At 66.1% G+C, this 26510-nt stretch carries 26 protein-coding genes; 7 read left to right on the forward strand and 19 right to left on the reverse strand.

Going from position 1 to position 26510, the window contains the following annotated elements:
- Positions 1-4 precede the first annotated feature (4 nt).
- The gene (locus HEQ22_RS05905) at positions 5-1966 is read left to right on the forward strand and encodes a potassium transporter Kup (RefSeq protein WP_432770267.1); all 1962 of its coding nucleotides are present in this window, start codon (positions 5-7) and stop codon (positions 1964-1966) included.
- 19 nt (positions 1967-1985) lie between these two features.
- Here HEQ22_RS05905 and HEQ22_RS05910 read toward each other — a convergent pair whose 3' ends face one another.
- The 8 genes from HEQ22_RS05910 to HEQ22_RS05945 form a co-directional block, all read right to left on the reverse strand.
- Entirely contained in the window at positions 1986-2957 is a 972-nt protein-coding gene (locus tag HEQ22_RS05910; protein WP_432770268.1) for an NAD(P)H-dependent flavin oxidoreductase, read from the reverse strand.
- A gap of 113 nt (positions 2958-3070) precedes the next feature.
- Positions 3071-3877 carry an acyl-CoA thioesterase gene (locus HEQ22_RS05915; RefSeq protein ID WP_432770269.1) on the reverse strand — a complete coding sequence of 269 codons (807 nt, stop codon included), beginning with the start codon at positions 3875-3877 and terminating at the stop codon, positions 3071-3073.
- A 165-nt stretch (positions 3878-4042) separates the two neighbouring features.
- Positions 4043-5212: a saccharopine dehydrogenase family protein gene (locus HEQ22_RS05920; protein WP_432770270.1), complete on the reverse strand. Its 1170-nt coding sequence runs from the start codon at positions 5210-5212 to the stop codon at positions 4043-4045.
- A 92-nt stretch (positions 5213-5304) separates the two neighbouring features.
- A complete protein-coding gene (locus HEQ22_RS05925) occupies positions 5305-5820 on the reverse strand; it encodes a DoxX family protein (protein WP_432770271.1) in 516 nt (171 codons plus the stop codon).
- A 71-nt stretch (positions 5821-5891) separates the two neighbouring features.
- Positions 5892-6446 carry a dCTP deaminase gene (dcd, locus tag HEQ22_RS05930; protein WP_432770272.1) on the reverse strand — a complete coding sequence of 185 codons (555 nt, stop codon included), beginning with the start codon at positions 6444-6446 and terminating at the stop codon, positions 5892-5894.
- A gap of 39 nt (positions 6447-6485) precedes the next feature.
- Positions 6486-6947, reverse strand: a complete 462-nt coding sequence (locus HEQ22_RS05935; RefSeq protein ID WP_432770273.1) for a cytidine deaminase — start codon at positions 6945-6947, stop codon at positions 6486-6488.
- Positions 6944-7705 carry a glycoside hydrolase family 25 protein gene (locus HEQ22_RS05940; protein WP_432770274.1) on the reverse strand — a complete coding sequence of 254 codons (762 nt, stop codon included), beginning with the start codon at positions 7703-7705 and terminating at the stop codon, positions 6944-6946. Before HEQ22_RS05940 ends, HEQ22_RS05935 begins: the two co-directional genes overlap by 4 nt.
- A 2-nt stretch (positions 7706-7707) precedes the next feature.
- Positions 7708-8205: a UPF0262 family protein gene (locus HEQ22_RS05945; protein ID WP_432770275.1), complete on the reverse strand. Its 498-nt coding sequence runs from the start codon at positions 8203-8205 to the stop codon at positions 7708-7710.
- A 256-nt stretch (positions 8206-8461) separates the two neighbouring features.
- Here HEQ22_RS05945 and HEQ22_RS05950 point away from each other — a divergent pair, with 256 nt between their 5' ends.
- Positions 8462-9973, forward strand: coding sequence for a replicative DNA helicase (locus tag HEQ22_RS05950; protein WP_432770276.1), 1512 nt, complete (start codon positions 8462-8464; stop codon positions 9971-9973).
- Positions 9974-10091: 118 nt separating this feature from the next.
- Here HEQ22_RS05950 and HEQ22_RS05955 read toward each other — a convergent pair whose 3' ends face one another.
- From HEQ22_RS05955 to astD, 6 genes are all read right to left on the reverse strand, one after another.
- The gene (locus tag HEQ22_RS05955; protein ID WP_432770277.1) at positions 10092-10973 is read right to left on the reverse strand and encodes a phosphoadenylyl-sulfate reductase; all 882 of its coding nucleotides are present in this window, start codon (positions 10971-10973) and stop codon (positions 10092-10094) included.
- The gene (locus HEQ22_RS05960; RefSeq protein WP_432770278.1) at positions 10966-11379 is read right to left on the reverse strand and encodes a DUF934 domain-containing protein; all 414 of its coding nucleotides are present in this window, start codon (positions 11377-11379) and stop codon (positions 10966-10968) included. Before HEQ22_RS05960 ends, HEQ22_RS05955 begins: the two co-directional genes overlap by 8 nt.
- Complete coding sequence (locus HEQ22_RS05965; RefSeq protein WP_432770279.1) at positions 11372-13003, reverse strand: nitrite/sulfite reductase; 1632 nt, start codon at positions 13001-13003, stop codon at positions 11372-11374. Before HEQ22_RS05965 ends, HEQ22_RS05960 begins: the two co-directional genes overlap by 8 nt.
- Position 13004: 1 nt before the next feature.
- A complete protein-coding gene (locus tag HEQ22_RS05970; protein WP_432770280.1) occupies positions 13005-13301 on the reverse strand; it encodes a DUF2849 domain-containing protein in 297 nt (98 codons plus the stop codon).
- Positions 13298-14086 carry a uroporphyrinogen-III C-methyltransferase gene (gene cobA, locus HEQ22_RS05975; protein ID WP_432770281.1) on the reverse strand — a complete coding sequence of 263 codons (789 nt, stop codon included), beginning with the start codon at positions 14084-14086 and terminating at the stop codon, positions 13298-13300. The genes HEQ22_RS05970 and cobA overlap by 4 nt, the downstream gene beginning before the upstream one ends.
- A gap of 93 nt (positions 14087-14179) precedes the next feature.
- A complete protein-coding gene (astD, locus tag HEQ22_RS05980; RefSeq protein WP_432770282.1) occupies positions 14180-15625 on the reverse strand; it encodes a succinylglutamate-semialdehyde dehydrogenase in 1446 nt (481 codons plus the stop codon).
- Between the two features lie 200 nt (positions 15626-15825).
- Between astD and HEQ22_RS05985 the strand changes: the two genes are divergently transcribed.
- The 3 genes from HEQ22_RS05985 (at position 15826) to HEQ22_RS05995 (ending at position 19392) form a co-directional block, all read left to right on the forward strand.
- A complete protein-coding gene (locus HEQ22_RS05985; protein ID WP_432770823.1) occupies positions 15826-16734 on the forward strand; it encodes an alpha/beta fold hydrolase in 909 nt (302 codons plus the stop codon).
- Positions 16707-17876 (forward strand): glycosyltransferase, encoded by a 1170-nt coding sequence (locus HEQ22_RS05990; protein ID WP_432770283.1) that lies wholly within the window; start codon positions 16707-16709, stop codon positions 17874-17876. Before HEQ22_RS05985 ends, HEQ22_RS05990 begins: the two co-directional genes overlap by 28 nt.
- A 112-nt stretch (positions 17877-17988) precedes the next feature.
- Complete coding sequence (locus tag HEQ22_RS05995) at positions 17989-19392, forward strand: NAD(P)H-dependent flavin oxidoreductase (RefSeq protein WP_432770284.1); 1404 nt, start codon at positions 17989-17991, stop codon at positions 19390-19392.
- Positions 19393-19591: 199 nt separating this feature from the next.
- Here the strand turns inward: HEQ22_RS05995 and HEQ22_RS06000 are convergent, their stop codons facing one another.
- Entirely contained in the window at positions 19592-20590 is a 999-nt protein-coding gene (locus HEQ22_RS06000) for a 2-hydroxyacid dehydrogenase (protein WP_432770285.1), read from the reverse strand.
- A 136-nt stretch (positions 20591-20726) separates the two neighbouring features.
- On the opposite strand from HEQ22_RS06000, the gene HEQ22_RS06005 reads away from it, so the two are divergent.
- The gene (locus HEQ22_RS06005; RefSeq protein ID WP_432770286.1) at positions 20727-21188 is read left to right on the forward strand and encodes an SH3 domain-containing protein; all 462 of its coding nucleotides are present in this window, start codon (positions 20727-20729) and stop codon (positions 21186-21188) included.
- A 27-nt stretch (positions 21189-21215) separates the two neighbouring features.
- Here the strand turns inward: HEQ22_RS06005 and HEQ22_RS06010 are convergent, their stop codons facing one another.
- The 4 genes from HEQ22_RS06010 to HEQ22_RS06025 all read right to left on the reverse strand — a co-directional run bounded on the left by HEQ22_RS06010 (position 21216) and on the right by HEQ22_RS06025 (position 24994).
- Positions 21216-21608, reverse strand: coding sequence for a hypothetical protein (locus tag HEQ22_RS06010; protein ID WP_432770287.1), 393 nt, complete (start codon positions 21606-21608; stop codon positions 21216-21218).
- 123 nt (positions 21609-21731) lie between these two features.
- Entirely contained in the window at positions 21732-22199 is a 468-nt protein-coding gene (locus HEQ22_RS06015) for a hypothetical protein (RefSeq protein WP_432770288.1), read from the reverse strand.
- 305 nt (positions 22200-22504) lie between these two features.
- Positions 22505-23692 carry an acetyl-CoA C-acyltransferase gene (locus HEQ22_RS06020; protein WP_432770289.1) on the reverse strand — a complete coding sequence of 396 codons (1188 nt, stop codon included), beginning with the start codon at positions 23690-23692 and terminating at the stop codon, positions 22505-22507.
- Between the two features lie 147 nt (positions 23693-23839).
- A complete protein-coding gene (locus HEQ22_RS06025) occupies positions 23840-24994 on the reverse strand; it encodes an alpha/beta hydrolase (RefSeq protein ID WP_432770290.1) in 1155 nt (384 codons plus the stop codon).
- A gap of 61 nt (positions 24995-25055) precedes the next feature.
- On the opposite strand from HEQ22_RS06025, the gene HEQ22_RS06030 reads away from it, so the two are divergent.
- The gene (locus HEQ22_RS06030) at positions 25056-26510 is read left to right on the forward strand and encodes a coniferyl aldehyde dehydrogenase (RefSeq protein WP_432770291.1); all 1455 of its coding nucleotides are present in this window, start codon (positions 25056-25058) and stop codon (positions 26508-26510) included.

Below are 26510 nucleotides of genomic sequence, written 5' to 3' on the forward strand. Positions count from 1 at the left end.
CGCGATGACTGCTGAGTCGCCACCGGCGGCCGGCGATGCTTCTGGCGTCGCCGTCCCTGCCGCCAACACCGGCCATTACGGCCCCGGCCACCATAGCGACGGCAAGCTGAAGCTCGCCGTCGGCGCGGTCGGCGTCGTGTTCGGCGACATCGGCACCAGCCCGCTCTATGCATTTCGCGAAACCTTTGCCGGGCACCATCCGATCGAGCCCGACCGGCTGCACATCTATGGCGTGCTGAGCCTGGTGTTCTGGTCGATGATGCTGGTCGTCACCTTCAAATATGTGCTGACGATCATGAAGGCCGACAACAAGGGCGAGGGGGGGAGCCTGGCGTTGCTGGCGCTGATCAGCCGCTCGTCGGGGGAGAAGCGCTGGACGTGGCCGATCATCCTGCTCGGGGTGTTCGCGACCGCGCTCTTTTATGGCGACAGCATGATCACCCCGGCAATGTCGGTGCTGTCGGCGACCGAGGGGCTGCGCTATATCGATCCGGGCTTCGGCCCCTATATCGTGCCGATCGCGCTGACGATCCTGATCGGGCTGTTCGCGATCCAGTCGCGCGGGACGGCGAAGGTCGGGGCGCTGTTCGGGCCGATCATGCTGCTGTATTTCTTCACCCTCGCGGGGCTGGGGATCATGCACATCGCCGACAATCCGTGGATCATCGTCGAGACGATCAATCCACTGAATGCGCTCAGGTTCTTCTATGTCGACGGGTTCACCGCGTTCATCGCGCTGGGCGCGGTGGTGCTCGCGGTGACCGGCGCGGAGGCGTTGTACGCCGACATGGGGCATTTCGGGCGCGGGCCGATCGGGATGAGCTGGCTGACCTTCGTCTTGCCGGCGCTGATGCTCAATTACATGGGGCAGGGGGCGATGGTGCTGGCCGCCGAGGCGGGGCCGCGCGCCGACCTGATCTCCGACCCGTTTTTCCAGATGATGCCGCAATATCTGGAGGTGCCGGTGGTCATCCTGGCGCTGCTGGCGACGATCATCGCCAGCCAGGCGGTGATTTCGGGCGCCTTCTCGCTGACCCAGCAGGCGATCCAGCTCGGCTTCATCCCGCGCCTGCGCGTCGAGCATACCAGCGCGTCGGCGGCGGGGCAGATCTATATCCCGGTGGTCAACTGGTTCCTGATGACGATGGTGATCATCCTGGTGCTGTTCTTCGGCTCGTCGAGCAACCTCGCCGCCGCCTATGGTATCGCGGTGACCGGCGCGATGTTCATCGACACCTGCCTGCTCAGCGTGGTGCTCTTCACGCTTTGGAAGTGGCCGGCGTGGAAGGCGCTGCCGGTGCTCGCGGTGTTCTTCATCGTCGATATCGCCTATTTCGGCGCGAACCTGATCAAGGTGCCAGACGGTGGCTGGGTGCCGCTGGCGATCGGCCTGATCATCTTCACCATGCTGACCACGTGGTCGCGCGGGCGCAAGCTGATGCAGCAGGAAATGGCCGAGGGCGCGATGCCGATCCCGGTGTTCGTCAAATCGGCGGCGAACAGCGCGACGCGGGTGCCGGGCACCGCGGTGTTCATGACCTCGTCGGCCGACGGGGTGCCGCACGCGCTGCTCCACAATCTCAAGCACAACAAGGTGCTGCACGAACGGATCATCCTGCTGACGATCAAGGTCGCCGACGTGCCGTTCGTGCGCGAGGAAAATCACTGCGCGCTCGAGGATCTGGGGCAGGGGTTCCACCGCCTGATCCTGAATTACGGTTTCATGCAGCCGGTCGACGTGCCCGACGCGCTGAAACGCGTGACGAGCTGCGGCGGCGAGTTCAAGATGATCGAGACCAGCTTCTTCCTGTCGCGCCAGACGCTGATCGCGGCGAGCAAGCCGGGAATGCCGATCTGGCGCGAAAAGCTGTTCGCGTGGATGCTGCGCAATTCGGAAAGCGCGATGGAATATTTCCGCCTGCCGACGAACCGCGTCGTAGAACTGGGCAGTCAGGTCGCGATCTGATCGATCGGGCGCGTTGGCGCTATAGCCGGACCTTCGCCTCGAGTTCGCGGCGGGCCGCAAGATATTGCGCTTCGAGCTCGGCGACGAAGTCGGCGACCGGGCGCACGGCGGTCACCGGGCCGATGCCCTGGCCCGAGCCCCAGATGTCTTTCCACGCCTTGACCTTGGTGTTGCCGCCGGAGCCGAAGTTCATCGTCTTGAGGTCGCCTTCGGGCAGGTTTTCGGGGTCCATGCCTGCGGCGACGATCGACTGGCGAAGGTAATTGCCGTGCACCCCGGTGAACAGGTTCGAATAGACGATGTCGGCGGCGCGTCCCTCGACGATGCCGTTCTTGTATCCCTCGTCGGCATTGGCTTCGGCGGTGGCGATGAAGGCGCTGCCGATATAGGCGAGGTCGGCGCCGCACGCCTGCGCGGCAAGTACCGAGCGGCCGTGGCCGATCGCCCCCGACAGCGCGACCGGGCCGTCGAACCATTCGCGGATTTCCTGCACCAGCGCGAAGGGCGACTGGCGGCCGGCGTGGCCGCCGGCGCCCGCGGCGACGGGGATCAGGCCGTCGGCGCCTTTTTCGACCGCCTTGCGCGCGAACCGGTCGTCGATGACGTCGTGGAGGGTGATGCCGCCCCAGCTGTGCACCGCCTGGTTGAGTTCTTCGCGCGCGCCGAGCGAGGTGATGGTGATCGGCACCTTCCACTTGGCGCAGGTGGCAATATCCTGTTCGAGCCGGTCGTTCGATTTATGAACGATCTGGTTGACCGCATAGGGCGCCGACAGGCGATCGGGATTGTCGCGGTCCCACGCCGCCAGTTCCTCGGTGATCCGGTGCAACCATTCGTCGAGCAGCGACTGCGGCCGCGCATTGAGCGCCGGGAAACTGCCGACGATCCCCGCCTTGCACTGCGCGATGACGAGTTCAGGCCCCGAGATGATGAACAGGGGCGAGCCGATGACGGGCAGGCGCAGGCGGTCGAAAATCGGGGGCAGGGCCATGAATCACTCTCCGGTAGCAGTTTGAAACTGACCTTAACGTAAACGGAAAGCGGTGCAAGAGGTGAGCGGTGGGGCGGCGAGCCGTCGCTCGCCGCGTTGCTGCGCTGCCGCGATCAGGCGTAGATCGCGATCCCCTGGCTGCCGCTGAGGACCGGTTCGCCGGCGCGGTTCCACATCATCATGTCCTGCACCGAAAAGCCGCCGCGGGCGTAGCCGGTTTTCGCCGCGAGCAGCCACCAGCCGTCGTCGGTTTTGGGATCGCCGGTGAGCATGTTGACCGTCCAGTTCATCGAGCTGATCGGGCCGAACTCGGTGAACAGCGCCATCGCCGCGGGGGGCAGTGCGTCGCCCATCGCGAGCAGCGCGACCGCGGGGTGGCAGGCGGGTTCTTCGACGAAACGCACCCAGGTCAGATATTCGCCGACCTCGCTTTTCCATGCGAAACGCGGGCCGGTGGTTGGGCGCATGTCGAAATGGCGGACGAACGACGGCCGGGCATGATGATCGGGCACCGGGGCGAGCGTTTCGGGCGCCGGGCAGTCGGGCATCGTCAGCCGGTTGTGGTCGAGATGGCTGGTCCGTTCGCCGGTGAAGGCAAACACCGCGGCGGTGCCGAAGCCCATGTCGCTCGACACGCCGGCGTCGACGAACAGGCTGGATTTCGACTGGCGCAGCACGCGGGTGTCGACGGTGCAGTCGCCGCCGACCGGGCCGACGAAGCTGATCTGGGCGTAGCGCAGCGGCGTTGCGGTCGGGTGGAGCGCCATCGTCCCGGCGAGTGCGATCGCCGAGCTGATCCCGCCATAGGCGGTGCGGCCCTGCATCCAGCCGGCATCGATATGCGCCTTTGCCACGCCGTCTTCGGTGCGCAGCGTGGCGAGCAGCGTGTCGAGCGCGCTAGGGGAGGTTTGAGCGGTCATTTGGCTATTGTTCTCTTCATTCGATCCAACAAAACCGTTCGCCCTGAGCTTGTCGAAGCCTGTCCTGAGCGACTGACAAGTCAGTCGAAGGGGGCTGTTCTTTCTTCTTCCGGCAGAGAAAGGAAGAAAAGTGCTTCGACAAGCTCAGCACGAACGGAGGAGAGATTAGTCCTCGATCTGGAAGGTCAGCCCGGCATGCTGGGTGAGCCGCGTGATCAGCGCGTCGCCGAGCAGCGCGCCCGGGGTCCAGACGCCGCCGCCGCCCGTGTTCGCGAGCAGCGCCATGCCGGTTTCGGCGAGCATCTTCGACGTCGAGCCGTAGCCGGGGTCGCGGTCGCCCTGGACGCTGGCGCGGACGACGGTGCCGTCGGGGTATTCGCCGACGAACAGGATGTCGTAAAAGCCGTTCTCGCGCTCTTCGGCGCTCGGCCCTTCGCCGGGCTTGAGCTTCGAATCGCCGAACGGGTTCGCCTTCGCCATCGCTTCGGCCATCGCCTTGCCGGCGTCGCCGATCGTCGTCATCACCATCTCGTCATACACCAGGTCGGCGCCCCACGCGTGGCCGAGCAGGAAATTGGTGCGGTGGACATTCTTGGTGTTGATCGCCGCCATCACGAAGGGTGCCGTCCAGGTGCCGGTGGCGCTGTCATATTCGGGCATGAGGCCGGTCGGCTGGTGCGGACCTTCGAAGCCGGGGGTGAGCGCGAAGGAGGATTTGAGCAGCAGCGCGAGCGAGGGTTTGCGGGCGATCGCCTTCATCGTTTCGGTCAGGCTGGCGATGGTGCCGCCCGACGCGCCGCCCGCCATCTTGCGCACCCGGCCCTTGACGCGCGGCGCGGGCTTGCCGTGGCGGCGGACCGCCTCGGCCTGCAGGAACAGGACGCCGAGATCGAACGGGATCGAATCGAAGCCGCACGAGAAGGTGATGCGCGCGCCGGCGGCCTTGGCAGCGCTTTCGTGGGTGTCGATCATCTCGCGCATCCAGCCGGGTTCGCCGCACAGATCGGCATAGGCGGTGCCGGCCTTGACGCACGCCGCGACGAGTTCGTTGCCATAGAGCTGGTACGGGCCGACGGTGGTGAGCACGACGGTGGTGCGCGCCGCCATCGCGTCGAGGCTGGCGGGATCGGCGGCGTCGGCGACGATAAGCGGGGTGTCCTTTGGCGCGCCGATCAGATCGCGGACCTCGGCCAGCTTGGCGGCGCTGCGTCCCGCCATCGCCCAGCTCGGGGCGTCGGCGCGGCCGGCATAATGCTGCGTCAGATACTCGGCGACGAGCCGGCCGGTGAAGCCGGTGGCGCCATAGATGATGATGTCGAACTCGCGGCCAGCCATGAAAGCCTCCCCTTACGTAAACGTAAAGGGAGGCTAGCGCAGCGCAGCGGCGATGCCAAGCGCGAAGCGATGGCGCGTCGGCGCGTCGCGGTTCAGCGGCGCCAGAACGGCCGCTTCTGGGTCACCACCGGTTCGCCGACCGCGACTTCGGCGCGGCCCTCGGCGCGCGCGGCGCGGACTTCGGCTTCGGTGGCGCGCAGCTGGGCGTCGCGGGTAGCAAGCTCGTCGCGGCGGCGCTGGCGCAGCGCGTCATAGCTCCAGCGGGTGTGGCCGTAACCGAACAGGCACAGCAGCCCGCCGGCGATCGCGAGATTCTTCATCGCCGCCATGGCCTGCACCGGGTCGGTGAACTCGCGGTGGAAGAACAGGATGGTGGCGAGCACGAAACCGGCGAGCAGCACCGACCACAGCCGGACCGCGATGCCGAGCGCGATGCACACGCCGGCGATCAGCTCGAACAGCCCGGTCGGAATGGCGAGGCCGGCGGGCAGCCCGGTCGCGGTGATCATCGCGTTGGTGTCGTTGACGTGGATCAGCTTGTTGATCCCCGACACGATGAAAATCAGCGAAATGAACAGGCGCCCGATAAAGACAGCGATCATCGACATGAAAGAATCCTCCAAACGATGCCCCCGCCGCTTGTGCCGATAGGACGCGCGGGAGCGGGGGAGGTTCCGCGCTACAGCTTGGGCAGGGTGACGCCCTTTTGCCCCATATATTTGCCGGCGCGGTCGGCGTAGCTGATCTCGCACGGCTCGTTGCCCTGGAGGAACAGGAACTGGCACGCGCCCTCATTGGCGTAAATCTTGGCGGGCAGGGGGGTGGTGTTCGAAAACTCCAGCGTCACATGGCCTTCCCAGCCGGGTTCGAGCGGGGTGACGTTGACGATGATGCCGCAGCGCGCATAGGTCGATTTGCCGAGGCAGATCACCAGCACGTCGCGGGGAATGCGGAAATATTCGACGGTGCGGGCGAGCGCGAAGCTGTTCGGCGGGATGATGCAGACGTCGGTTTCGCGGTCGACGAAATTCTTCGGATTGAAGTCCTTGGGATCGACGATGGTCGAATCGACGTTGGTGAAAATCTTGAACTCGGGCGCGACGCGGGCGTCATAGCCGTAGGACGAGAGACCGTAGCTGATGCAGCCGTCGCGGCGCTGCGCCTCGACGAACGGTTCGATCATGCCCTGCGTCCGGGCGGCGTCGCGAATCCAGCGGTCGGAAAGAATGGCCATGGCGCTGTCTTGTCGGCGCGCCGCGTTTTGCGCAAGCCGTCAGTCGCCGATCAATCCCAGATCCTTGGGGCCGAAGGCGGCGGGGAGCAGGTCGCTGAGCCGGTAGGTCATCACCGCCGTGCCGTCGCCCGACGCGCAGTGGACCAGAATGTCGGTTTGCGAGCGTTCGGCGGCTTCGTTCAATACCTGGCGGCAGCGGCCGCACGGGTTGACCGGATCGCTGCCGATGAGCGCGTCGCCGTCGGGCCGCCCGCCGATGATCGCGACCGCGGCAAGCTCGCCGATCCAGCCTTCGTTGGCGATCTTGGCCACCGCCGCGGTCTCGGCGCACAGCGTCAGGCCATAGCTGGCGTTCTCGACATTGGCGCCGGTGACGACGTCGCCGTTCTTGAGCAGCAGCGCGGCGCCGACGTGGAACCCCGAATAGGGGGCATAGGCGCGGGTTGCGGCGTCGCGGGCGGCGGCGATCAGCGCGTCGCGTATCCGGGTGGTCTCGGTCATGGCGTATCTCCTTCGCCGCGCAGGACGTTCCAGCCGACGGTGCCGTCGGCGCCCGACAGGCGGACATAGTCATTGGCCTGCCACATCGTCCACGGGTGGGCGCCATAGTCGGGCTCGAAGAAATCGCGGCGCAGCCAGATCGTCCGCGCGATGCCCCGCGTCACCTGATAATCGGCCTCGAACGCCGGGCCGGGCGCGATCAGGCTGCGCTTGCCCATATGCGCCTCGATCTGCGCGAGGAAGGTCGCGAGTTCGGACAGGAGCAGCGCGCGCGTCGGCCGGTCGGGGCAGCGGTCGTCGTAATCGAGCCACACCACCGCGGGCAAGGCGTCGGCGCGGCGCGGCACGTGGCGGATGAAGTTCGCGGCCTGGTCGGTGGCGAGCTGGCACAGGCTGTAGCGGTGGACCGCGCCCGCCTGAATCCCCGCCTCGCGCGCACCGTCGAGGTTGCGCGCGAACATCGGGTCGATGCCATCGACGCCGATCGTCGCGGTGACATAGGCGAAATCGGCGCCCGCCGCCTTGATCGAGCCCCATTGCACGGTGCCGTTGCCGGCGTCGATCGTCACCCCCTGGATCGGGAACAGCTCGCGCTTCGGCGTCCAGCGCGCCGCCCACCACAGCGCCAGCCCCGCCGCGAGCAGCAAGAGCAGCAGGCCGGCGGCGAGGCGCCGCAGCGCGCGCACGATCGCCGCCTGCCAGCCGGGGGCTGCGCCCGCTGGCGTCCTGTTCCGCTTGCTGGTTGCCCCCGACTGCATCGCTAACCCTTGATGTGCAGCACGCAGATCAGCGTGAACAGCCGCCGCGCGGTGTCGAAATCGACCGCGATCTTGCCGTCGAGCCGGTCCATCAGCATCTCGGCGGCTTCATTGTGCAGCCCGCGCCGCGCCATGTCGACGGTCTCGATCTGCTGCGCGGTCGAGGTCTTGATCGCCTGGTAATAGCTGTCGCAGATCGCGAAATAGTCGCGGATCGGGCGGCGAAAGCGCCCGAGGCCGAGGATGATCGCCTCGAGCGGCGAGCCGTCCTCTCGGCTGATTTCGAAGATCAGCCGCCCCTCCTCGACGCGCAGCCGCAGCCGGTAGGGGCCGGCATAGCCGTCGGGATGCCCGCGCTGCGGCACGAACTTGTTGTCTTCGATGAGGTCGAAGATCGCGACGCGGCGCTCCTGCTCGACATCGGGGTTGCGCCAGACGATCGAGCCTTCATCGAGCTCGACCGAGATGATGCGCTGGTTCGAGGGGTCTGCGTCCGCCATGCTGCCTGTGCTTCTACTTGGCGCGGGGCGAAGGGCAAGGGGGCGTGCCATCGAGTCGCCCACTCCTTTCCCCGTTCGTGTCGAGCGAAGTCGAGACACCTCCAAGTCCCGCATGCCTTCACGTGTCTCGACTTCGCTCGACACGAACGGATTTAGGTAGGATTTCGCATTTATCCACCGATCGGCCCCCGGCGGCGCGGCCGGTACCCTCGGAACCCGGTTGCGCGTTCCGCCGTGCCGTCGCATTGTCGCGAGCATGTTAGACGTCGTCCGCCTCGCCACCCCGGCATCCACCGGGGATGAACGCCAATTGCCGCGCAATATCGAGGCCGAGGCCGCGTTTCTCGGCGCGATTCTGATCGACAACCGAGTCGTCGAGGATCTGCCGGTGGCGCTGACCCCCGACCATTTTTTCGAGCCGCTGCACGGGCGCATATTCGGTCAGGCGATGGCGCTGATCGAGCGCAACAGCATCGCGACCCCGGTCACGCTGAAGCCCTATTTCGAAGCCGATGAGGCGATGAAGGCGGTCGGCGGACCCGGCTATCTGGCGCAGCTGACCGGCAGCGGCGCCGGGCTGATCGGCGCGCGCGATTTTGCGCGGCAGATTTTCGACCTCGCGCTGCTCCGCGAACTGGCGGGCGTCGGGCGGACGCTGGTCGAAAATGCCCTCGACACCAGCGAGCGCGTCGATCCGCAGGCGCAGATCGAAGAGGCCGAGACCGCGCTGTACCGGGTCGCGGGCGGCGAGGCCGAGATGGGGACGGTCAAGAGCTTCAGCGCCGCGAGCCTGACCGCGCTGCAGGCGGCCGAGCGCGCGCTCAATTCGGGCGGGCATCTGTCGGGGATCACTACCGGGATTGGCAGCATGAACGCCAAGATCGGCGGCATGCACAACAGCGACCTGATGATCCTGGCGGGACGACCCGGCATGGGCAAGACCTCGCTCGCGACCAACATTGCGTATAACGCCGCCGAACGTTTTCGGCGCGACGAAGAGGATGGCATCCCGCCCGAGAAGAATATGGGCGCGAAAGTGGCCTTCTTCAGCCTCGAAATGTCCGCCGACCAGCTGGCGACGCGCGTGCTCGCCGAACAGTCGGGGGTGTCGGGCGAGGCGCTGCGCATGGGAAAGATCAGCAAGGACCAGTTCCAGCAGCTGTCGCGCGCCGCGCAGGCGTTGCAGACGCTGCCGCTGTTCATCGACGACACGCCGGGGCTGACGATCGCCGGGCTGCGCACCCGCGCGCGGCGCCTGCAGCGGCGGCACGGCATTGGTTTTGTCGTCGTCGATTATCTGCAATTGCTGCAGGGATCGTCGAAAAGCGGCGACAACCGGGTTCAGGAAATTTCGGAAATTTCGCGCGGATTGAAGACGTTGGCGAAGGAACTTAACGTTCCGGTGATGGCGCTGTCGCAGCTCAGCCGCCAGGTCGAAAGCCGCGAGGACAAGCGCCCGCAGCTGTCCGACCTGCGCGAATCGGGGTCGATCGAGCAGGACGCCGACATGGTGTTGTTCGTGTTCCGCGAAGATTATTATGTCGCGGCGCGCGAGCCCAAGCGACCGATCGAGGGCGACGACGTCAAGATTCACGCCCAGCACGAGGAATGGGCCGCCGAAATGGAGCGCGTCTTCGGCCTGGCCGAAGTGATCGTCGCCAAATCGCGCCACGGTTCGACCGGCAAGATCCGCATGCACTTCGAGGCGAAGACGACGAAGTTCAGCGACCTCGCCGACGACAACATGGCGTATGACGATTATGAGTAGCTAAATCTCGCGCGTGCCCCTGCGCAGGCAGGGGCCCATCACGAGGTCGATACACCAAAAGCCGCGCAGGGCGTCACCGTCTGGAGATGGGCCCCTGCCTTCGCAGGGGCACGGCATGTCAAAACGCCGGATCGTTCGCGGGATCGTCGTCCACCGGGGTTACCGCTTCGTGGATGCCGCATTCGGTCTTGTCCCAGCCGCGCCAGCGGCCCGAGCGCGGGTCTTCGCCGGGCAGGACTTTCGACGTGCACGGCGAGCAGCCGATCGACGGATAGCCTTCGGCCTCGAGCGGGTGGCGCGGCAGGTCGTGTTCGGCGAAATAGGCGTCGAGCTGATCGCGCGTCCAGTTGGCGAGCGGGTTGAACTTCAGGCGGCCAGTGCTGCCGTCGAGTTCGAAGCGCGGCAGGCCGGTGCGCGTCGCCGACTGGAAGCCCTTGCGGCCGGTGATCGAGGCATCGAAATCGGCGAGCGCCTTTTCGAGCGGCTTGACCTTGCGGATTTCGCAGCAGCCGTCGGGGTCGTAGGACCAGCGCAGTTCGGTCGCGTCCTTCGCAGCCAGATCGGCGGGGTCGGGGGCCAGGTTGACCATGTTGAGCCCGAGCCGCGCCGCCAGCGTGTCGCGATAGGCGAGCGTTTCGGGGAAATGCTTGCCGGTGTCGAGGAACAGCACGGGCATGTCAGGCGCGACCTGGGCGACCAGATGGAGCAGCACTGCGCTTTCGGCGCCGAAACTCGACACGATCGCGGTGTCGCCGAGGAGGCCGGCGCCGATGACGCTGGCGACGACTTCGGCGGCGTCCTGGCCGCGGAACAGGTTGTTGAGGCGGATGACGTCGGCGTCGGTGAAGCGCGGCGCGACGTCGATGCGGTCGCGCTTTCTGTCATTTCCCCTGTTTCCGTTCGTGTCGAGCGACGTCGAGACACCGTGAAGGCGTGGGTCACCGATGGGCATCTCGACATCGCTCGATGCGAACGGGAATTTCTGATCGGGCTCAGCCATGACGCAATTTCCAGATCGGCACCGCGCCGTCGGCGGCGGCCTGATAATGTTCGGGCCAGCGCGTCAGCGCCGCGTCGACATCGGCGGGGTTGAGCGATTTTTCGGGCGCGAAACTGTCGATGCCGCAGCGTTTCATATAGGCGACCTGGTCGACGAGGACGTCGCCCTGGGCGCGAAGTTCGCCGGTAAAGCCGGCTTCCCGCAAGATGCGCGCCGACGAATAACCGCGACCATCGCGGAATTTCGGGAAGGCGATTTCGATCAGCTTCAGCCGGTCGAGAAACGGGATCAACGCGCGCGCATCCTCATCCGACTCGAGCCGGACTGCGGTGGCGTTCGACTGTTCGAGGAAGGCGTCGAGGGTGACGCAGGGTTCTTCGCCGTCGCTGTGCAGATGCTCAACCATAGATCGCCTCCTTGAACGGGGCCATGCCGACGCGGCGGTAGGTATCGACGAAGCGTTCGCCGTCGGTGCGTGTCGCAAGATATTTGTCGGTGACGCGCTCGATCGCGTCGACGATGCCGTCCTCGTCGAAGCCGGGGCCGGTGATCGTGCCGAGCGACACGTCCTCCGCGCCCGAGCCGCCGAGCAAAAGCTGGTAGTTTTCGGTGCCTTTGCGGTCGACGCCGAGGATGCCGATGTGGCCGGCGTGGTGATGCCCGCACGCGTTGATGCAGCCCGAAATCTTGAGCTTGAGTTCGCCGAGATCGCGCTGCCGCGCCGGGTCGGCGAAACGCTGCGCGATTTTCTGCGCGACCGGGATCGAGCGCGCGTTGGCGAGGCTGCAATAATCGAGCCCGGGGCAGGCGATGATGTCGCTGATCAGGTCGAGGTTCGGCGTCGCGAGCCCGGCAGCGTCGAGCGCCTGCCAGATCGCGTAGAGATCGGCCTTGCGGACGTGCGGCAGGACGATGTTCTGCGCATGGGTGACGCGGAGTTCGTCGTGGCTGTAGGTTTCGGCGAGGTCGGCCATCAGGTCGATCTGCGCCGACGACGCATCGCCGGGAATGCCGCCCAAAGGCTTCAGGCTGATGTTGACGATCGCATGGCCGGGCACCTTGTGCGCGGCGACATTCTGGTCGACCCAGACGGCAAAGTCGGGATCGCTGCGGTCGATCGCGTCCGCAGCCGACGCGTCGAGCGGCGGCATCGCGAACTGCGCGGCGATGCGGTCGAATTCGGCCTGGGGCGGGTCGATACCGAGCGACTTCACATGCGCGAACTCTTCGTCGACCTGGCGGCGATATTCGTCGGCGCCGAGTTCGTGGATCAGGATCTTGATCCGCGCCTTGTAGATATTGTCGCGGCGGCCGTAGCGATTGTAAACGCGCAGGCACGCCTCGGTGTAGCTGAGCAGATCGTCGAGCGGCACGAAATCCTTGATCAGCGGCGCGATCATCGGGGTGCGGCCCATGCCGCCGCCGACGTAGAAGGCGGCGCCGTGAACGCCGTCCTGCTCGACGATCTGGATGCCGATGTCGTGGAGGCGCATCGCGGCGCGATCTTCCTCGGCGGCGATCACCGCAATCTTGAACTTGCGCGGCAAATAGCTGAATTCGGGGTGGAAGCTCGACCATTGGCGGAGCAGCTCGGCCCACGGACGCGGATCGGTCAACTCGTCGGCGGCGGCGCCGGCCCACTGATCCGAACTGATGTTGCGGATGCAATTGCCGCTGGTCTGGATCGCGTGCATTTCGACCGACGCGAGGTCGGCGAGGATCGCGGGGGCGTCCTCGAGCTTGATCCAGTTATACTGGATATTCTGGCGCGTGGTGAAATGGCCGTAATCGCGGTCGTATTTGCGCGCGATGTGCGCGAGCATCCGCATCTGCCGGCTGTCGAGCGTGCCATAAGGCACCGCGACGCGCAGCATATAGGCGTGGAGCTGGAGATAGAGGCCGTTCATCAGCCGCAGCGGCTTGAACTGATCCTCGGTGATTTCGCCGGCGAGGCGGCGCTTTACCTGGTCGGCGAATTCGGCGACGCGGGCATCGACCATCTGCTGGTCATATTCGTCATATTTATACATGTCAGATCACCCAGTCGCCGGCCGTGGGATCGGCGGGTTTCAATGTCAGGTCGGGGCGCACCGTCGGGCCGAGGGCGCGGATGCGGTCCTTGATATGCGCGGGGCGCGGGCCTTCGGGGGTTTGCTCGCCGTTGATGATATAGGGCGCGTTGACGCGGCGCGCGCCTTCCTCGGCAGCGAGGATCGCCTCGCCAGCCTCGCCGACGTCGGCGGCATCCTCGATATGCAGCGACCAGTCGGCGCCGGTCCACCAGGTGACGAAGCCCGTTTTCAGGTCGTTGCCGGTCAACAGTTTCATGCGAAATTCCCCAAAGTTTCGGCGACGCCGGGGGCGCCGAGGCAGTCGAGCGCGTCGGCGCGCGCCGCGACCTTGCCAACGATGATCAGCGCCGGGCTTTTCACCCGCTCGCGCGCGACGAGGTCGCCGAGATCGGTGAGCAGGGTGCGCAGGACGCGGGCGTCGGCGGTGGTGCCGCGCTCGATCACCGCGACCGGGAGACCCGGCGACACGCCGTCGGCGATCAGCTTGTCAGCGATCGCGGTTGCGGTCGCGATGCCCATATAGATGACGAGGGTGCGGCCGTGGCCCGCGAGCCCCGACCAGTCCTGATCGGACAGATCCTTGCACTGGCCGGCAACGAAGCTGACCGCGCTGGCATCCTCGCGGTGGGTGAGGGGGAGGCCGGCCTGCGCGGCGCAGCCGGCGGCGGCGGTGATGCCGGGGACGACCTCGCACGCGACGCCAGCCTGACGCGCAGCGTCGAGTTCTTCGCCGCCGCGGCCGAAGATGAACGGATCGCCGCCCTTGAGGCGCACGACCTGTTTGCCAGCGAGCGTTTCGCGCACGAGCAGTTCGTTGATCAGCTCCTGCTTCATCGTGTGGCGGCTGCGCTGCTTGGCGACGCTGATGCGTTCGACATGCGGCGGGATCAGCGCGAGCACGCCGTCGCCGACCAGCCCGTCATGGACGACAAGGTCGGCGCTTTCGAGCAAGCGCGCGGCGCGCAGCGTCAACAGGTCGGGATCGCCGGGGCCGGCGCCGACGAGCCAGAGCTTCCCGGCAGAAGAGGGTGACTGTTCCATGCTGGCGAAGATGGGTCACGCGCCCGCAAAGCGCAAAGCAGGGTTTATTGAAGGTGGTGAAGGTAAATTTGGGTCGGTTTCGACGGCGGCGCGTCAGAGATATTTCTTCGTCACCAGTTGCGACCCTTCGGGATCGCGCAGGCCGACGCCGATCGAGGCGCGCAGCGTGTCGCTTTCGGCCGATGCGACCGGATAGGCGCAATAGTCCGCGGCGTAGAAGGCGCTCGGCCGGTGGTTGCCCGACAGGCCGATGCCGCCGAACGGCGCCGCCGACGAGGCGCCGTTGGTCGGGCGGTTCCAGTTGATCACCCCGGCGCGGGCGTTGGCCCAGAACTGGTCGTAGAGCTGGGGCGTGCCGCCGATCAGCGCCGACGACAGGCCGAAGGCGGTGTTGTTCGCCTCGGCGATCGCCGCCTCGAAGCTGTCGACGCGGACGATCTGGAGCAGCGGCCCGAACAATTCGATGTCGGGCCGCTCGGGCATGGCGGTCACGTCGATGATACCGGGGGTCAGGAAGGGACGCCCGGTAACCGGCCGCGTCATGTGGCGGATCACCTTGCCGCCGTTCGACATCAGGATGAGGAAGCTTTCGGTGAGGCCGTCGGCGGCTTCATTGTCGATCACCGGTCCCATGTACGGCGACGGATCGGCGTGCGGATGATCGACGATCAGGCGGTTGGTCAGCGCCACCACCTCCGCGATCAGCCGGTCGGCGAGGCTGTCCCTGACGATCAGCCGCCGCGCGTTGCTGCACCGCTGCCCGGCGCTGAGGAAGGCCGACTGGACGACGAGGATCGCGGCGCTGTGGAGGTCGGCGGTGTCCCACACGACGACGGGGTTGTTGCCGCCCATTTCGAGCGCGAGGATTTTGTCGGGGCGGTTGGCGAACTGGCGGTTGAGCGCGAGCCCGGTGCGCGCCGAGCCGGTGAACAGCAACCCGTCGATGTCGGGGTGACCGGCGAGTGTCTTGCCGGTATCGGGGCCGCCGACGACGAGCCGCAGCACTTCGGGCGGCACGCCGGCGCTGTGCAGCAGATCGACGAGCATGGCACCGGTCGCCGGGGTCTTTTCGGACGGCTTGAACACCACCGAGTTGCCCGCGAGCAGCGCCGGCACGATATGGCCGTTCGGCAGATGGGCGGGGAAATTATACGGACCCAGCACCGCGAGCAGCCCGTGCGGTTTGTGCCGCACCGCGTTACGCAGCCCCATCGCGCCCTCGATCCGCCGGTTGGCGGTGCGCTCGGCATAGGCGGTGACCGAAATCCCGACCTTGTTGCAGACCGATTCGACTTCGGTCCGCGCTTCCCAGAGCGGCTTGCCGGTTTCGCGCGCGATCAGGTCGGCGAACTTTTCGCCGTCGGCCTTGACCCGGTCGACGAAGCGGCGGAGCGTTTCGGTGCGGAAGGTGACGGGTTTCGAGGCCCACGCGGGCCAGGCGGAGCGCGCGATGGCCACCTCGTCGTCGACATTGCTGACCGGGCGTTGCCACAGCAATTCGCCGGTGGCGGGTTCGTGGGATTGCAGTTCCTCGCTCACGGTCCCTCGTCGCCCCTTGCCGCTATGTTGCCGGACCGGGAAATCGAGGAATTGGGCGCTGGTCGAAACATTATCCTGCCTCTTATCGGCGAAAGCGGGTGGCGGCAACCTGTCCGCGCCGTGCCAGCGACGGATCGCTTGCACCCGGCGGCGCGGTTGGCGATAGACGGCAGGCACGACGGCGCAGAAGGGAAGACGCGATTTCGGCCAAGCAGGATGTCCAGCGCGACGGGCAGCGCGACTGGTCCGACCATTATTGGTGGTCGGGCGACGGCGTGCGGCTGCACGCGCGCGTCTATCCCGGCCCCGAAGGCAGCGACGCGGCACCGCCGATCCTGTGCCTGCCCGGCCTGGCGCGCAATGCCCGCGACTTCGAAGCGCTGGCGCCGCACGTCGCGCGCCATCGCAAGGTCATTGTCGTCGAGTTTCGCGGCCGCGGCGAAAGCGCCTTTGCCAAGGATCCGATGACCTATGTCCCGCTGACCTATGTCCAGGACGTCGTCGCGTTGCTCGGTGAGCAGGGGATCGACCGGTTCGCGGCGATCGGCACCTCGCTGGGCGGGCTGGTCGCGATGCTGATGGCGGCGAGCCTGCCGGGGCGGCTGGTCGGGGCGGTGCTCAACGATGTTGGGCCTGAGCTCGAAACCGCGGGGCTCGACCGCATCCGCGATTACATTGGCGCCGGCGGTGGCCAGCCGACATGGATGCACGCGGCGCGCGCCGTCGCCGAACTGAACCGCGCCATCTATCCGGGTTATGTGATCCACGACTGGCTGCGGCTGACCAAGCGCACCCACCGCCTGACCCCCGAGGGGCGCATCGTCACCGATTACGACAAGCAGATCGCGGCGCCGCTGCGCGTTCCCAACGCCGACGCCGCAGGGATGGACATGTGGCCGGCCTATCGCGCATTCGGCAGCGTGCCGCTGTTGATCCTGCGCGGCGAATTGTCCGACATATTGGCGCGCGGCGCGGCGGGCCGGATGGCGAGCGAATTGCCGCACGCCCGCCTGGTCGAAGTGCCGGGAGTCGGCCATGCGCCGACGCTGGACGAAACCGAGGCGCGCGCGGCGATCGATGCGTGGGCGGCGGACCTGCCGACCGCGTGACGCGCGCCGACGCCCCCGCGCGCCTGCTGCACCTTCATTCCAGTTTCTCGCTGGGCGGCAAGGAAGCGCGCGCGGTGCGGCTGATGAACCTGATGGGGCCGCGCGCGCAGCATGTCATCCTGTCGGCGGTGCCCGAGGCGCTGGGCGCGCAGGGCGCGATCGATTCGGCGATTTCCGTTGCCTTCCCGGCCGATGCGCCGCCGCTCCACGGCAAGCCCGGTCCGGCGCGCTATCGCGACCTTGCCGCCTATATGCAGCGCTTCGACCTGGTGCTCAGCTATAATTGGGGGGCGATGGACGGGGTGATGGCGCACCGCGTCTGGTCGCCGTTCCGCGACCTGCCGCCGCTGATTCATCATGAGGACGGGTTCAACGAGGATGAGAGCGTCCGGCGCAATTGGAAAAGGAACGCCTTTCGCCGGCTGGCGCTGCCGACCGCCGAGGCGCTGGTCGTGCCGTCGATGCTGCTCGAACGCATCGCCGGCGACGAATGGGGCGCGCGGCGTCGCACGCATCTGATCCGCAATGGCATCGACGTCGGTGCCTATGCGGCGGCGCCGACGGTAGCGATCCCGGGGCTGGCGCGGCGCGAAGGCGAGGTCGTGATCGGCACCGTCGCGGGGCTGCGCAAGGTCAAGGACCTGCCGCGGCTCGTCCGCGCCGCCGCGACCTTGCCCGCTCATGTCCGGCTGGCGATCGTCGGCGAAGGGCCCGAGCGCGGAGTAATCGCCGCCGAGGCCGCCGCCTGCGGCATCGCCGATCGGCTGACGTTGCCGGGCTTCATGGCCGAGCCGGCGCGCTGGATCGGCCATTTCGACGTGCTGGCGCTGTCGTCGCGCAGCGAACAGGCGCCGATTGCGGTGATCGAGGCGATGGCGGCGGGGCTGCCGGTGGTCAGCCCCGATGTCGGCGATGTTGCGGCGATGGTGGCCCCCGAGAACCGCCGGCTCATCGCCGCGGACGAGGCGGGTTTTCGCGGCGCGCTGGCCGAACTGGCGGGCGACGCGGCGCTGCGCGCGGCGGTCGGCGCGGCGAACCGGCGCGTTGCCGCCGAACGCTTCGACGAAACAACCATGGTCGCCGCCTATGAAAATCTCTATGGTCGCGCCCTTGACGGACGCCGGCTGTTCAGCGCGACCTAGGTCGGACCCCGGGCGGCGCAACCATTGACTTTGACAGTCGTCTTCCGTTTACGGAAACGGCAAAGGGGCCGGCCCGCGCGACGCGACCGGTGGTGAGAGAGAGAATTTCAGGATGTTCAAAGGTTTGAAGCCCATCATGTACGGCGGCCGCGAAGTCTGGCCGCTGGTGGAGGGCGGCAAAGGCGTGTCGGCGACCAACCATATGTCGAGCGGCGCGTGGGCCGCGGCGGGCGGCATCGGCACCGTGTCGGCGGTCAACGCCGACAGCTATGACGCCGAAGGCAAGATCGTCCCGCAGGTTTACCAGTCGTTGACCCGCAAGGAACGCCACGAAGAGCTGATCCACTATGGCATCGAAGGCGCGGTGGCGCAGGTCGAGCGCGCGCATGAGATCGCCGGCGGCAAGGGCGCGATCAACATCAACGTATTGTGGGAAATGGGCGGCGCGCAGCAGATTCTGGAAGGCGTCCTCGAACGCACCAAGGGCATGGTCGCAGGGGTGACCTGCGGCGCCGGGATGCCGTACAAGCTCAGCGAAATCGCCGAGCGCCACAATGTCATGTATCTGCCGATCATCAGCTCGGCGCGTGCCTTTCGCGCGCTGTGGAAGCGCGCCTATCACAAGGTGCCGCAGCTGCTGGGCGCGGTGGTGTACGAAGATCCGTGGCTGGCGGGCGGCCACAACGGCCTGTCGAACGCCGAAGATCCGCTGGTGCCGCAGGATCCGTATCCGCGCGTCAAGGCGCTGCGCGATGTGATGCGCGCCGAGGGCATCGCCGACTCCGTGCCGATCGTGATGGCGGGCGGCGTCTGGTATCTGCGCGACTGGAACGACTGGATCGACAACCCCGAGCTTGGGCAGATCGTTTTCCAGTACGGCACTCGCCCGCTGTTGACCGAAGAAAGCCCGATTCCGCAGGCGTGGAAGGATCGCCTGCGCACCCTCGACGACGGCGACGTGCTGCTCCATCGTTTCTCGCCGACGGGCTTTTATTCGAGCGCGGTGCGCACGCCGTTCCTGCGCGATCTGGAGGCGCGATCGGAGCGCCAGATCCCCTATTCGAAGCAGGAAGCGGGCGATCATATCGTCCAGCTCGACGTCGGGGTGAAGGGCAAGAATTTCTGGGTCACGCCGCATGATCGGGCGAGGGCCCGCGACTGGGCGGCCGAAGGCTATACCGAGGCGCTGAAGACCCCCGACAATACGGTCGTCTTCGTCACCGAGGCGGACAAGGCGGTGATCCGCAAGGACCAGACCGATTGCATGGGCTGCCTGTCGCATTGCGGCTTTTCGTCATGGAAGGACCATGACGATTACACCACCGGCTACCTCGCCGACCCGCGCAGCTTCTGCATCCAGAAAACGCTACAGGACATCGCGCATGGCGGCGATCCCGAGCAGAACCTGATGTTTGCGGGGCACGCGGCGTTCAATTTCAAGACCGATCCCTTTTATTCTAACAACTTCACCCCGACGGTGAAGCAGCTGGTGGACCGGATTTTGACGGGGGATTGAGGCGCGCCCTTGGGCGATCTAGAATCGCACAAAGGCACGAAGCCACAAAGGACAGGCCCAAATTACCGTTCGCCCTGAGCTTGTCGAAGGGCCGTTCTTTCCTTCCGCGTCGAAGAAGAACGGTGCTTCGACAAGCTCAGCACGAACGGGACACGGGTAATCTTTGTGGCTTTGTGCGAACCAAATTCAGAGTGCGCTCTCAGGCCCACCCCTCCAGCACCTGATCCTGCGGGCGGTGCCCGTCGCACCAGGCGCGGATGTTGGCGATGACCTTTTCGCCCGAGGCTTCGCGGCCCTCGATCGTTGCCGAGCCGAGGTGCGGGAGCAGCACGACATTGTCGAGCGCGAGCAGCGCGGGATCGACCGCGGGTTCGTGGGTGTAGACGTCGAGCCCGGCGCCGGCGATGCGGCCGGTTTGCAGCGCGGCGATCAGCGCCTTTTCGTCGACGATCTCGCCGCGCGCGGTGTTGATCAGGTACGCCGTCGGCTTCATCGATCCGATGCGCGCGGCATTGACCATCTCGTGCGTTTCGGCGGTGTGCGGGCAATGGAGCGTCACGATGTCGCTGATCCGCAGCAAGGTATCGACGCTGGCGTGATAGCTGGCGCCGAGTTCCTCCTCGATTGCTTCGGGCAGGCGCTTGCGGTTGTGGTAGTGGATCGACAGGCCAAAGGCCCGCGCTCGGTGCGCGACCGCGAGGCCGATGCGGCCCATGCCGATGATGCCGAGCAATTTGCCGCCGACGCGGTGGCCGAGCATCGCGCTCGGCGCCCATCCGGCCCACTGGCCCGAGCGCATCAGCTTCTCGCCCTCGGCCAAGCGGCGCGGCACGCTCAGGATCAGCGCCATCGTCATGTCGGCCGTGTCTTCGGTAAACACGCCTGGGGTGTTCGATACCATGATGCCCTTGGCGCGCGCCGCCGCGAGGTCGATATGATCGACCCCGGCGCCGAAATTGGCGATCAGCTTCAGCCGTTCGCCGGCGGCCGCCAGCACCTCGGCGTCGATGTCGTCGGTCACCGTCGGGACGAACACGTCGCAATCGGCGACCGCGGCCTTCAGTTCGTCCTTGGTGAAGGCCCGATCATTCGCCGACAGCGCGACGTCGAACAGTTCGGCCATGCGCGCCTCGACATGCGGCATCAGCTGGCGGGTGACGATGACGCGCGGGCGTTTCGGGCGGGTGGAATCGGGCATGGCCGCCGATAGAGCGCGCCGCCGCGCGCCGGTCAAGAGTATGGACCCGAATGACACGCGAAAAGGCTGGGGATGAACGCAGCCTTTTGCGCGGCGAACGGTTGAACATCGGACCCGATTTTGACAAGGCATGACGATGACCAGCCGCCTGATACTAGCAACTGCCGCGTTGATCGCCGTCGTGGGACCGGCCGCCGCGCAATCCGACCCCGTCAAGCTACCCTATTGGGCGTCGATCAGCGTCGACGAGGCGCGGATGCGCAAGGGGCCGTCGCAGGACGTGCCTGTGATGTGGGAATACCGCCGCCGCGACCTGCCGGTGAAGGTGATCGCGCGCCACGAAAACTGGCGCAAGGTCGAGGATCCGGACGGCACCCAAGGGTGGATGGCGGCGCGGCTGCTCAGCCGGACGCGCACCGCGATCGTCACCGGCGAGATCCGCCCGCTGCGCGAGGCGGCGAGCGCGGCGGCGGCCGTGTCGTATCGCGCCGAACCCGGCGTCGTCGGGCGGATCACAGATTGCGCGAGCGGCTGGTGCCTGTTCGACGTTAAGGGCCGGCGCGGCTGGGTGCAGATCGATCACATCTGGGGCGATTGAACGCCCCGACGCACGCCGGCCGGGCGCTCAGCTTTTCCGGGGCGTCACCGTCACGACGACGCCGTCGGGCGAGGTTGCGGTAAAGCTGCCGTCGGCGGCGACGGGGGACAGGCTCCAGCATGCCTCGGCCTCGTCACCGTCGGGATCGAAACAATCCTTGCCGTCCTTGTGCGTAAGCTTGCCCTTGATTTCCTTGCCTGCGGGATCGGTATCGACATAAGTGCCGTCGGCATTGACGGTGGTCGAAGCCATCGTACCGTCGGCCATTTTGACGTCGTAAACGCCCGGCGGAGTCCCCGGATTGGCCGCAGGCTCAAGCGCGACATCCTCGGCCGTTACAACCGTTTCCCCGCTGTCTTCGGACTTTTGCGAACAGGCCGACAATGCCGCGAGCGCGGCGAGTGCAACAAGCTTTTTCATGATATCCCCCTTAAAGACACGGGAGGCTATGCCTTTCATCGCCGCGAGGCAATGACATTCGGCCACGAAAAAGGGCCGGTGGTTGCCCACCGACCCTTCCGGTTATTCGACCGATTTTATCGGTTAGCGCCGCCAATTGAAGTGGTTGCGATAGACCCGAATGACCTTGCCGTTGCGCTGGTTGACCAGCAGCAGGTCGTTGTAGTGACGCACATAGGTCAGGTTGCGACCGGCGCGCGGCACGCCCCAGCGGCTGTCCCAGGTCGGACGATAGCTCGGCGCGTAATAGTTCGAACGGAGCGTCGCGCCGACGCGGAACTGCTGATATTTGAACGGGGCGCGGTAGTTCTGATAGCGGCGATCCTGACGCCAGTCCTGGCGGCTGTCGCGCAGGTCGCCACGCGCATCGCGCAGTTCGCGGCGTTCCTCGCGAACATCGCCGCGGTCGCCATAGCGCTGGGCGTCGCGCAGTTCGCGCTTTTCCTCGCGCACGTCGCGGCGGTCTTCGCGGATCTCGCGATTCTGGGCCTGCGCAGCTGCGGGGACCATCATCGCGGCGATCAGGCCGGCGGTGAGAAATTTGGTCTTCATGGTGCCATTCCTTTTCAATCGGTCAGGGGGAGGGGATCTGCCCGATGACTGGGAATGGTTTACGCGAGTCGTTTTGAATTGTTCCCGAACGGCGCGTTTATTTTCAGGACATTAGTGTCGCAACTTGTCGCAAGGTAACGACGGGTCGATGCCGTCGTGCGGCATACCGATGGAACTCGACCGGAAAGGCCTGTGCCCCTGCGAAGGCAGGGGCCCATCACCCGATTAAATTTCCGCGGCGTAGAAACGAAACGTCCGGAGATGGGTCCCCTGCCTTCACAGGGGCACAGCTTCTCGGCAGTGCCTTAAACGAGTTCGATCGCCACCGCGGTCGCTTCGCCGCCGCCGATGCAGAGGCTGGCGATGCCGCGCGTCTTGCCGCGGCGCTGGAGCGCGGCGATCAGCGTCGTGATGATGCGGGTGCCGCTGGCGCCGATCGGGTGGCCGAGCGCGGTCGCGCCGCCATGGACGTTGATCTTGTCGTGCGGGATGCCGAGGTCGTGCATCGCGAACATCGCGACGCAGGCGAAGGCTTCGTTGATTTCGAACAGATCGACGTCGCCGATGCTCCAGCCGGTCTTGGCGAGCAATTTGTTGATCGCGCCGACCGGGGCGACGGTGAAATCCTTCGGCTCCTGCGCGTGCGCGGCATGCGCAACGAGCCGGGCGACGGGCTTTGCGCCCTTGGCATCGGCGACCGACTGGCGGGTCAGCACCACCGCGGCGGCGCCGTCGGAGATCGACGAGCTGGTCGCGGCGGTGATCGTGCCGTCCTTGGCAAAGGCGGGCTTTAGCGTCGGGATCTTGTCGGGCATCGCCTTGCCCGGAGCTTCGTCGGTATCGACGACGACGTCGCCCTTGCGGCCGGCGATCGTCACCGGCGCGATTTCGGCGGCGAAGGCGCCATCGGTGATCGCGGCCTTGGCGCGGCTCAGCGATTCGAGGGTGTAGTCGTCCATCGACTGGCGGCTGAGCTGATAGGCGTCGGCGGTATCCTGCGCGAACGTCCCCATCGCGCGGCCGGCTTCATAGGCGTCTTCCAGCCCGTCGAGGAACATATGGTCGTAGGCGGTGTCGTGGCCGATGCGGGCGCCGCCGCGGTGCTTCTTGAGCAGGTAGGGCGCGTTGGTCATCGATTCCATGCCGCCCGCGACGATCAGGTCGACGCTGCCCGCTGCCAGCGCCTCTGCGCCCATGATCACGGTCTGCATGCCCGAACCGCACACCTTGTTGACGGTGGTCGCCTGCACCGATTTGGGCAGGCCCGCCTTGATCGCGGCCTGGCGCGCCGGCGCCTGACCGAGCCCGGCAGGCAGCACGCAGCCCATATAGATGCGCTCGATATCGTCGCCCGACACGCCCGCGCGCTCGACCGCCGCCTTGACCGCGGTCGCGCCGAGATCGGTCGCGCTGGCGTCCGACAGCGCGCCCTGCATGCCGCCCATCGGGGTGCGCGCATAGGAGAGGAAGACGACGGGATCGGTGGCGGTCATGGCTGGAGACTCCGTAAGGGAAAACAGGATCGGCGGTCCGATTAGCGGAATTGCTGCAATTGCGAAAGGGGGAGGGGCCGCTTGCCCACCCAAGGCTTTCTGAGGCTCAGGAAAGAGCGGCTTGCAAACGGCTTCCCGGAGACGGCTTCACAACATGCCAAGATTGCCGAGCCACTGCCCCACCTGTCCCGGCCATTCGGTCGTGATCGGGTCGGATGTGGGGCGCATGCCGAAAGCATGGCCGCCCTTCGCATAAACGCGCAAGTCGACCGGCACGCCCGCCTCCTTCAATGCCAGCGCATAGGCCATTGGATGGCGGATGTCGTCGACCGGGTCGTCCATCGCGTGCACGATCAGCGTCGGCGGGGCATCGGGGCTGATCTTGACCCAAGGCTGCAGGTCCAGGCTGTTCTTACCTTTGCTGTTGTCCAGCATACGCGCGGTATAGGCGATAATCGCGAAGTCCGGCCGCGGCGATTGCCGGTCTGCCGGGTCGGCAAGCGGGTAGGTGCGCTCCACCGTGTTGCTCATCTCCGCGGCAACATAGGCGCCCGCCGAAAAACCCAGCACCCCGATCTTGTTCGGATCGATGCCATAAGCCGATGCCCCCTGCCGCAACAAGCCCATCGCCCGCTGCGCATCTTCCAACGCCAGAAGCACTTTGGGTCGCTGGCTTACCCCGTTTCTTCTGGGCCATAGCTGCGGCGTCCGGTATTTCAGCACGACGCAGGTCATGCCCTGCTGGACAACCCAATCGCAAATCTCCGTGCCTTCCAGGTCGGTCGCGACAGCATGGAATCCGCCGCCCGGGACAACCATCACCGCAGACCCTGTATTGCGCACCTTGGGTTTGTAGATGGTCATCGTCGGGCGTGTTACGTAACTCGCCCAATGCCATTTTCGTCCCCCGACCAGCGGCGACCCGTTGCCGGTTGCCTCGGGATGGTCGCCGCTATCGGGCTTTGCCAATGCGACGCTGGCAGCCCAGAGCGGGATTTGCTCGCCTTCTGCCGCTGGTTGCCATACGCCTTCGCGCTCGACTTTCGGAACTTCGATCCGGGCCTCCGGTCCCTGACCCGCGGCCGCAACGGCGATGCCGCTCGCACCGACAAGCGACGATAGAATGACGTGCGATCTCGACACAATCGTCTCCCGGATTTGCCCGCGCCTAGCGACGCCGCGCGAAAACAATTTCGCTGTTTTAGCGTCCTGCGCAACGGGTAAAAGCGGCAACGCGCGAGGGACGGTCCGCAGAACCGAGGCCATGGTGCAAAAAGCCGCGGCGCGCGCAGCCCGTTTCATCTTGCAACCGGCCGCGCGGCATGATCAAACGTCGCGTTCAAGGCATCAGGGGAGACGGGTCATGGCCACTGCGATCACGCAGGATATCGCCGGCGAAACGCAGCGCATGCACGCGGTGCTGGCAGCGCAGAAGAAGAGCTTTACCGCGGCGATGCCCGAAACGCTGGCGGTGCGGACCGACCGCATCGACCGCGCGATCGCGCTGCTCGTCGACCATGCCGAGGATTTTGCCAAGGCGGTGAGCGAGGATTTCGGGCATCGCAGCCGCGAACAGACACTGATGACCGACATCATGCCGTCGGTCAGCGCGCTGAAGCACGCCAAGAAGCATCTGGCGAGCTGGGCAAAGGGTGAGAAGCGGAGGCCCACCTTTCCGCTCGGGCTGCTCGGCGCGAAGGCCGAGGTGATCTATCAGCCCAAGGGCGTCGTCGGGATCGTCGCGCCGTGGAATTTCCCGGTCGGGATGGTGTTCGTGCCGATGGCGGGGGTGCTTGCGGCGGGCAATCGCGCGATGATCAAGCCCAGCGAGTTCACCGAAAATGTGTCGGCGCTGATGGCGCGGCTGGTCCCCGAATATTTCGACGAGAGCGAGATGGCGGTATTCACCGGCGATGCCGAGGTCGGGGTGGCATTCTCGAAGCTCGCGTTCGACCATATGATTTTCACGGGTGCTACCAGTGTGGGGCGGCACATCATGCGCGCCGCGGCGGACAATCTGGTGCCGGTGACGCTCGAGCTGGGCGGCAAGTCGCCGACCTTCATCGGGCGCTCTGCGAACAAGGAACTGGTCGGGCAGCGCGTCGCGCTCGGCAAGATGATGAACGCGGGGCAGATCTGCCTCGCCCCCGATTACCTGCTCGTCGCCGAGGATGAGGAAAGCGCGGTCATCGACAGCGTGACCAAGGGCGCTGCGGCGCTGTATCCGACCTTGCTCGCGAACGACGATTATACCTCGGTGGTCAATGTGCGCAATTACGACCGGCTGCAGTCCTATCTGGCCGACGCGCGCGAAAAGGGCGCCGAAGTGATCGAGGTCAATCCGGGGAATGAGGATTTCGCGAGCGCCAACGGTCACAAGATGCCGCTGCACATCGTCCGCAATCCGACGTCGGACATGAAAGTGATGCAGGAGGAAATCTTCGGCCCGATCCTTCCCGTGAAGACCTACAAGACGATCGACGAAGCGATCGATTATGTAAACGCGAACGACCGCCCGCTGGGGCTGTATTATTTCGGGCAGGACAAGAGCGAGGAGGACCGCGTGCTGACGCGGACGATTTCGGGGGGCGTGACGGTCAACGACGTGCTGTTCCACAATGCGATGGAGGATCTGCCGTTCGGCGGCGTCGGCCCGTCGGGGATGGGCAATTATCACGGCGTCGATGGCTTTCGCACCTTCAGCCATGCGCGCGCGGTGTATCGCCAGCCGAAGCTGGATGTCGCGGGGCTGGCGGGCTTCAAGCCGCCCTATGGCAAGGCGACGGCGAAGACGCTGGCGAAGGAATTGAAGAAGTAG

Source organism: Sphingopyxis sp., from assembly GCF_050916055.1.
GTDB lineage: Bacteria > Pseudomonadota > Alphaproteobacteria > Sphingomonadales > Sphingomonadaceae > Sphingopyxis.

Bases quoted from the DNA above. Each gene is read 5' to 3' on its own strand.
- HEQ22_RS05905 (WP_432770267.1), top strand. From the start codon at position 5: ATGACTGCTGAGTCGCCACCGGCGGCCGGCGATGCTTCTGGCGTCGCC.
- HEQ22_RS05910 (WP_432770268.1), bottom strand. From the start codon at position 2,957: ATGGCCCTGCCCCCGATTTTCGACCGCCTGCGCCTGCCCGTCATCGGC.
- HEQ22_RS05915 (WP_432770269.1), bottom strand. From the start codon at position 3,877: ATGACCGCTCAAACCTCCCCTAGCGCGCTCGACACGCTGCTCGCCACG.
- HEQ22_RS05920 (WP_432770270.1), bottom strand. From the start codon at position 5,212: ATGGCTGGCCGCGAGTTCGACATCATCATCTATGGCGCCACCGGCTTC.
- HEQ22_RS05925 (WP_432770271.1), bottom strand. From the start codon at position 5,820: ATGTCGATGATCGCTGTCTTTATCGGGCGCCTGTTCATTTCGCTGATT.
- dcd (WP_432770272.1), bottom strand. From the start codon at position 6,446: ATGGCCATTCTTTCCGACCGCTGGATTCGCGACGCCGCCCGGACGCAG.
- HEQ22_RS05935 (WP_432770273.1), bottom strand. From the start codon at position 6,947: ATGACCGAGACCACCCGGATACGCGACGCGCTGATCGCCGCCGCCCGC.
- HEQ22_RS05940 (WP_432770274.1), bottom strand. From the start codon at position 7,705: ATGCAGTCGGGGGCAACCAGCAAGCGGAACAGGACGCCAGCGGGCGCA.
- HEQ22_RS05945 (WP_432770275.1), bottom strand. From the start codon at position 8,205: ATGGCGGACGCAGACCCCTCGAACCAGCGCATCATCTCGGTCGAGCTC.
- HEQ22_RS05950 (WP_432770276.1), top strand. From the start codon at position 8,462: ATGTTAGACGTCGTCCGCCTCGCCACCCCGGCATCCACCGGGGATGAA.
- HEQ22_RS05955 (WP_432770277.1), bottom strand. From the start codon at position 10,973: ATGGCTGAGCCCGATCAGAAATTCCCGTTCGCATCGAGCGATGTCGAG.
- HEQ22_RS05960 (WP_432770278.1), bottom strand. From the start codon at position 11,379: ATGGTTGAGCATCTGCACAGCGACGGCGAAGAACCCTGCGTCACCCTC.
- HEQ22_RS05965 (WP_432770279.1), bottom strand. From the start codon at position 13,003: ATGTATAAATATGACGAATATGACCAGCAGATGGTCGATGCCCGCGTC.
- HEQ22_RS05970 (WP_432770280.1), bottom strand. From the start codon at position 13,301: ATGAAACTGTTGACCGGCAACGACCTGAAAACGGGCTTCGTCACCTGG.
- cobA (WP_432770281.1), bottom strand. From the start codon at position 14,086: ATGGAACAGTCACCCTCTTCTGCCGGGAAGCTCTGGCTCGTCGGCGCC.
- HEQ22_RS05995 (WP_432770284.1), top strand. From the start codon at position 17,989: ATGTTCAAAGGTTTGAAGCCCATCATGTACGGCGGCCGCGAAGTCTGG.
- HEQ22_RS06000 (WP_432770285.1), bottom strand. From the start codon at position 20,590: ATGCCCGATTCCACCCGCCCGAAACGCCCGCGCGTCATCGTCACCCGC.
- HEQ22_RS06005 (WP_432770286.1), top strand. From the start codon at position 20,727: ATGACCAGCCGCCTGATACTAGCAACTGCCGCGTTGATCGCCGTCGTG.
- HEQ22_RS06010 (WP_432770287.1), bottom strand. From the start codon at position 21,608: ATGAAAAAGCTTGTTGCACTCGCCGCGCTCGCGGCATTGTCGGCCTGT.
- HEQ22_RS06015 (WP_432770288.1), bottom strand. From the start codon at position 22,199: ATGAAGACCAAATTTCTCACCGCCGGCCTGATCGCCGCGATGATGGTC.
- HEQ22_RS06020 (WP_432770289.1), bottom strand. From the start codon at position 23,692: ATGACCGCCACCGATCCCGTCGTCTTCCTCTCCTATGCGCGCACCCCG.
- HEQ22_RS06025 (WP_432770290.1), bottom strand. From the start codon at position 24,994: ATGAAACGGGCTGCGCGCGCCGCGGCTTTTTGCACCATGGCCTCGGTT.
- HEQ22_RS06030 (WP_432770291.1), top strand. From the start codon at position 25,056: ATGGCCACTGCGATCACGCAGGATATCGCCGGCGAAACGCAGCGCATG.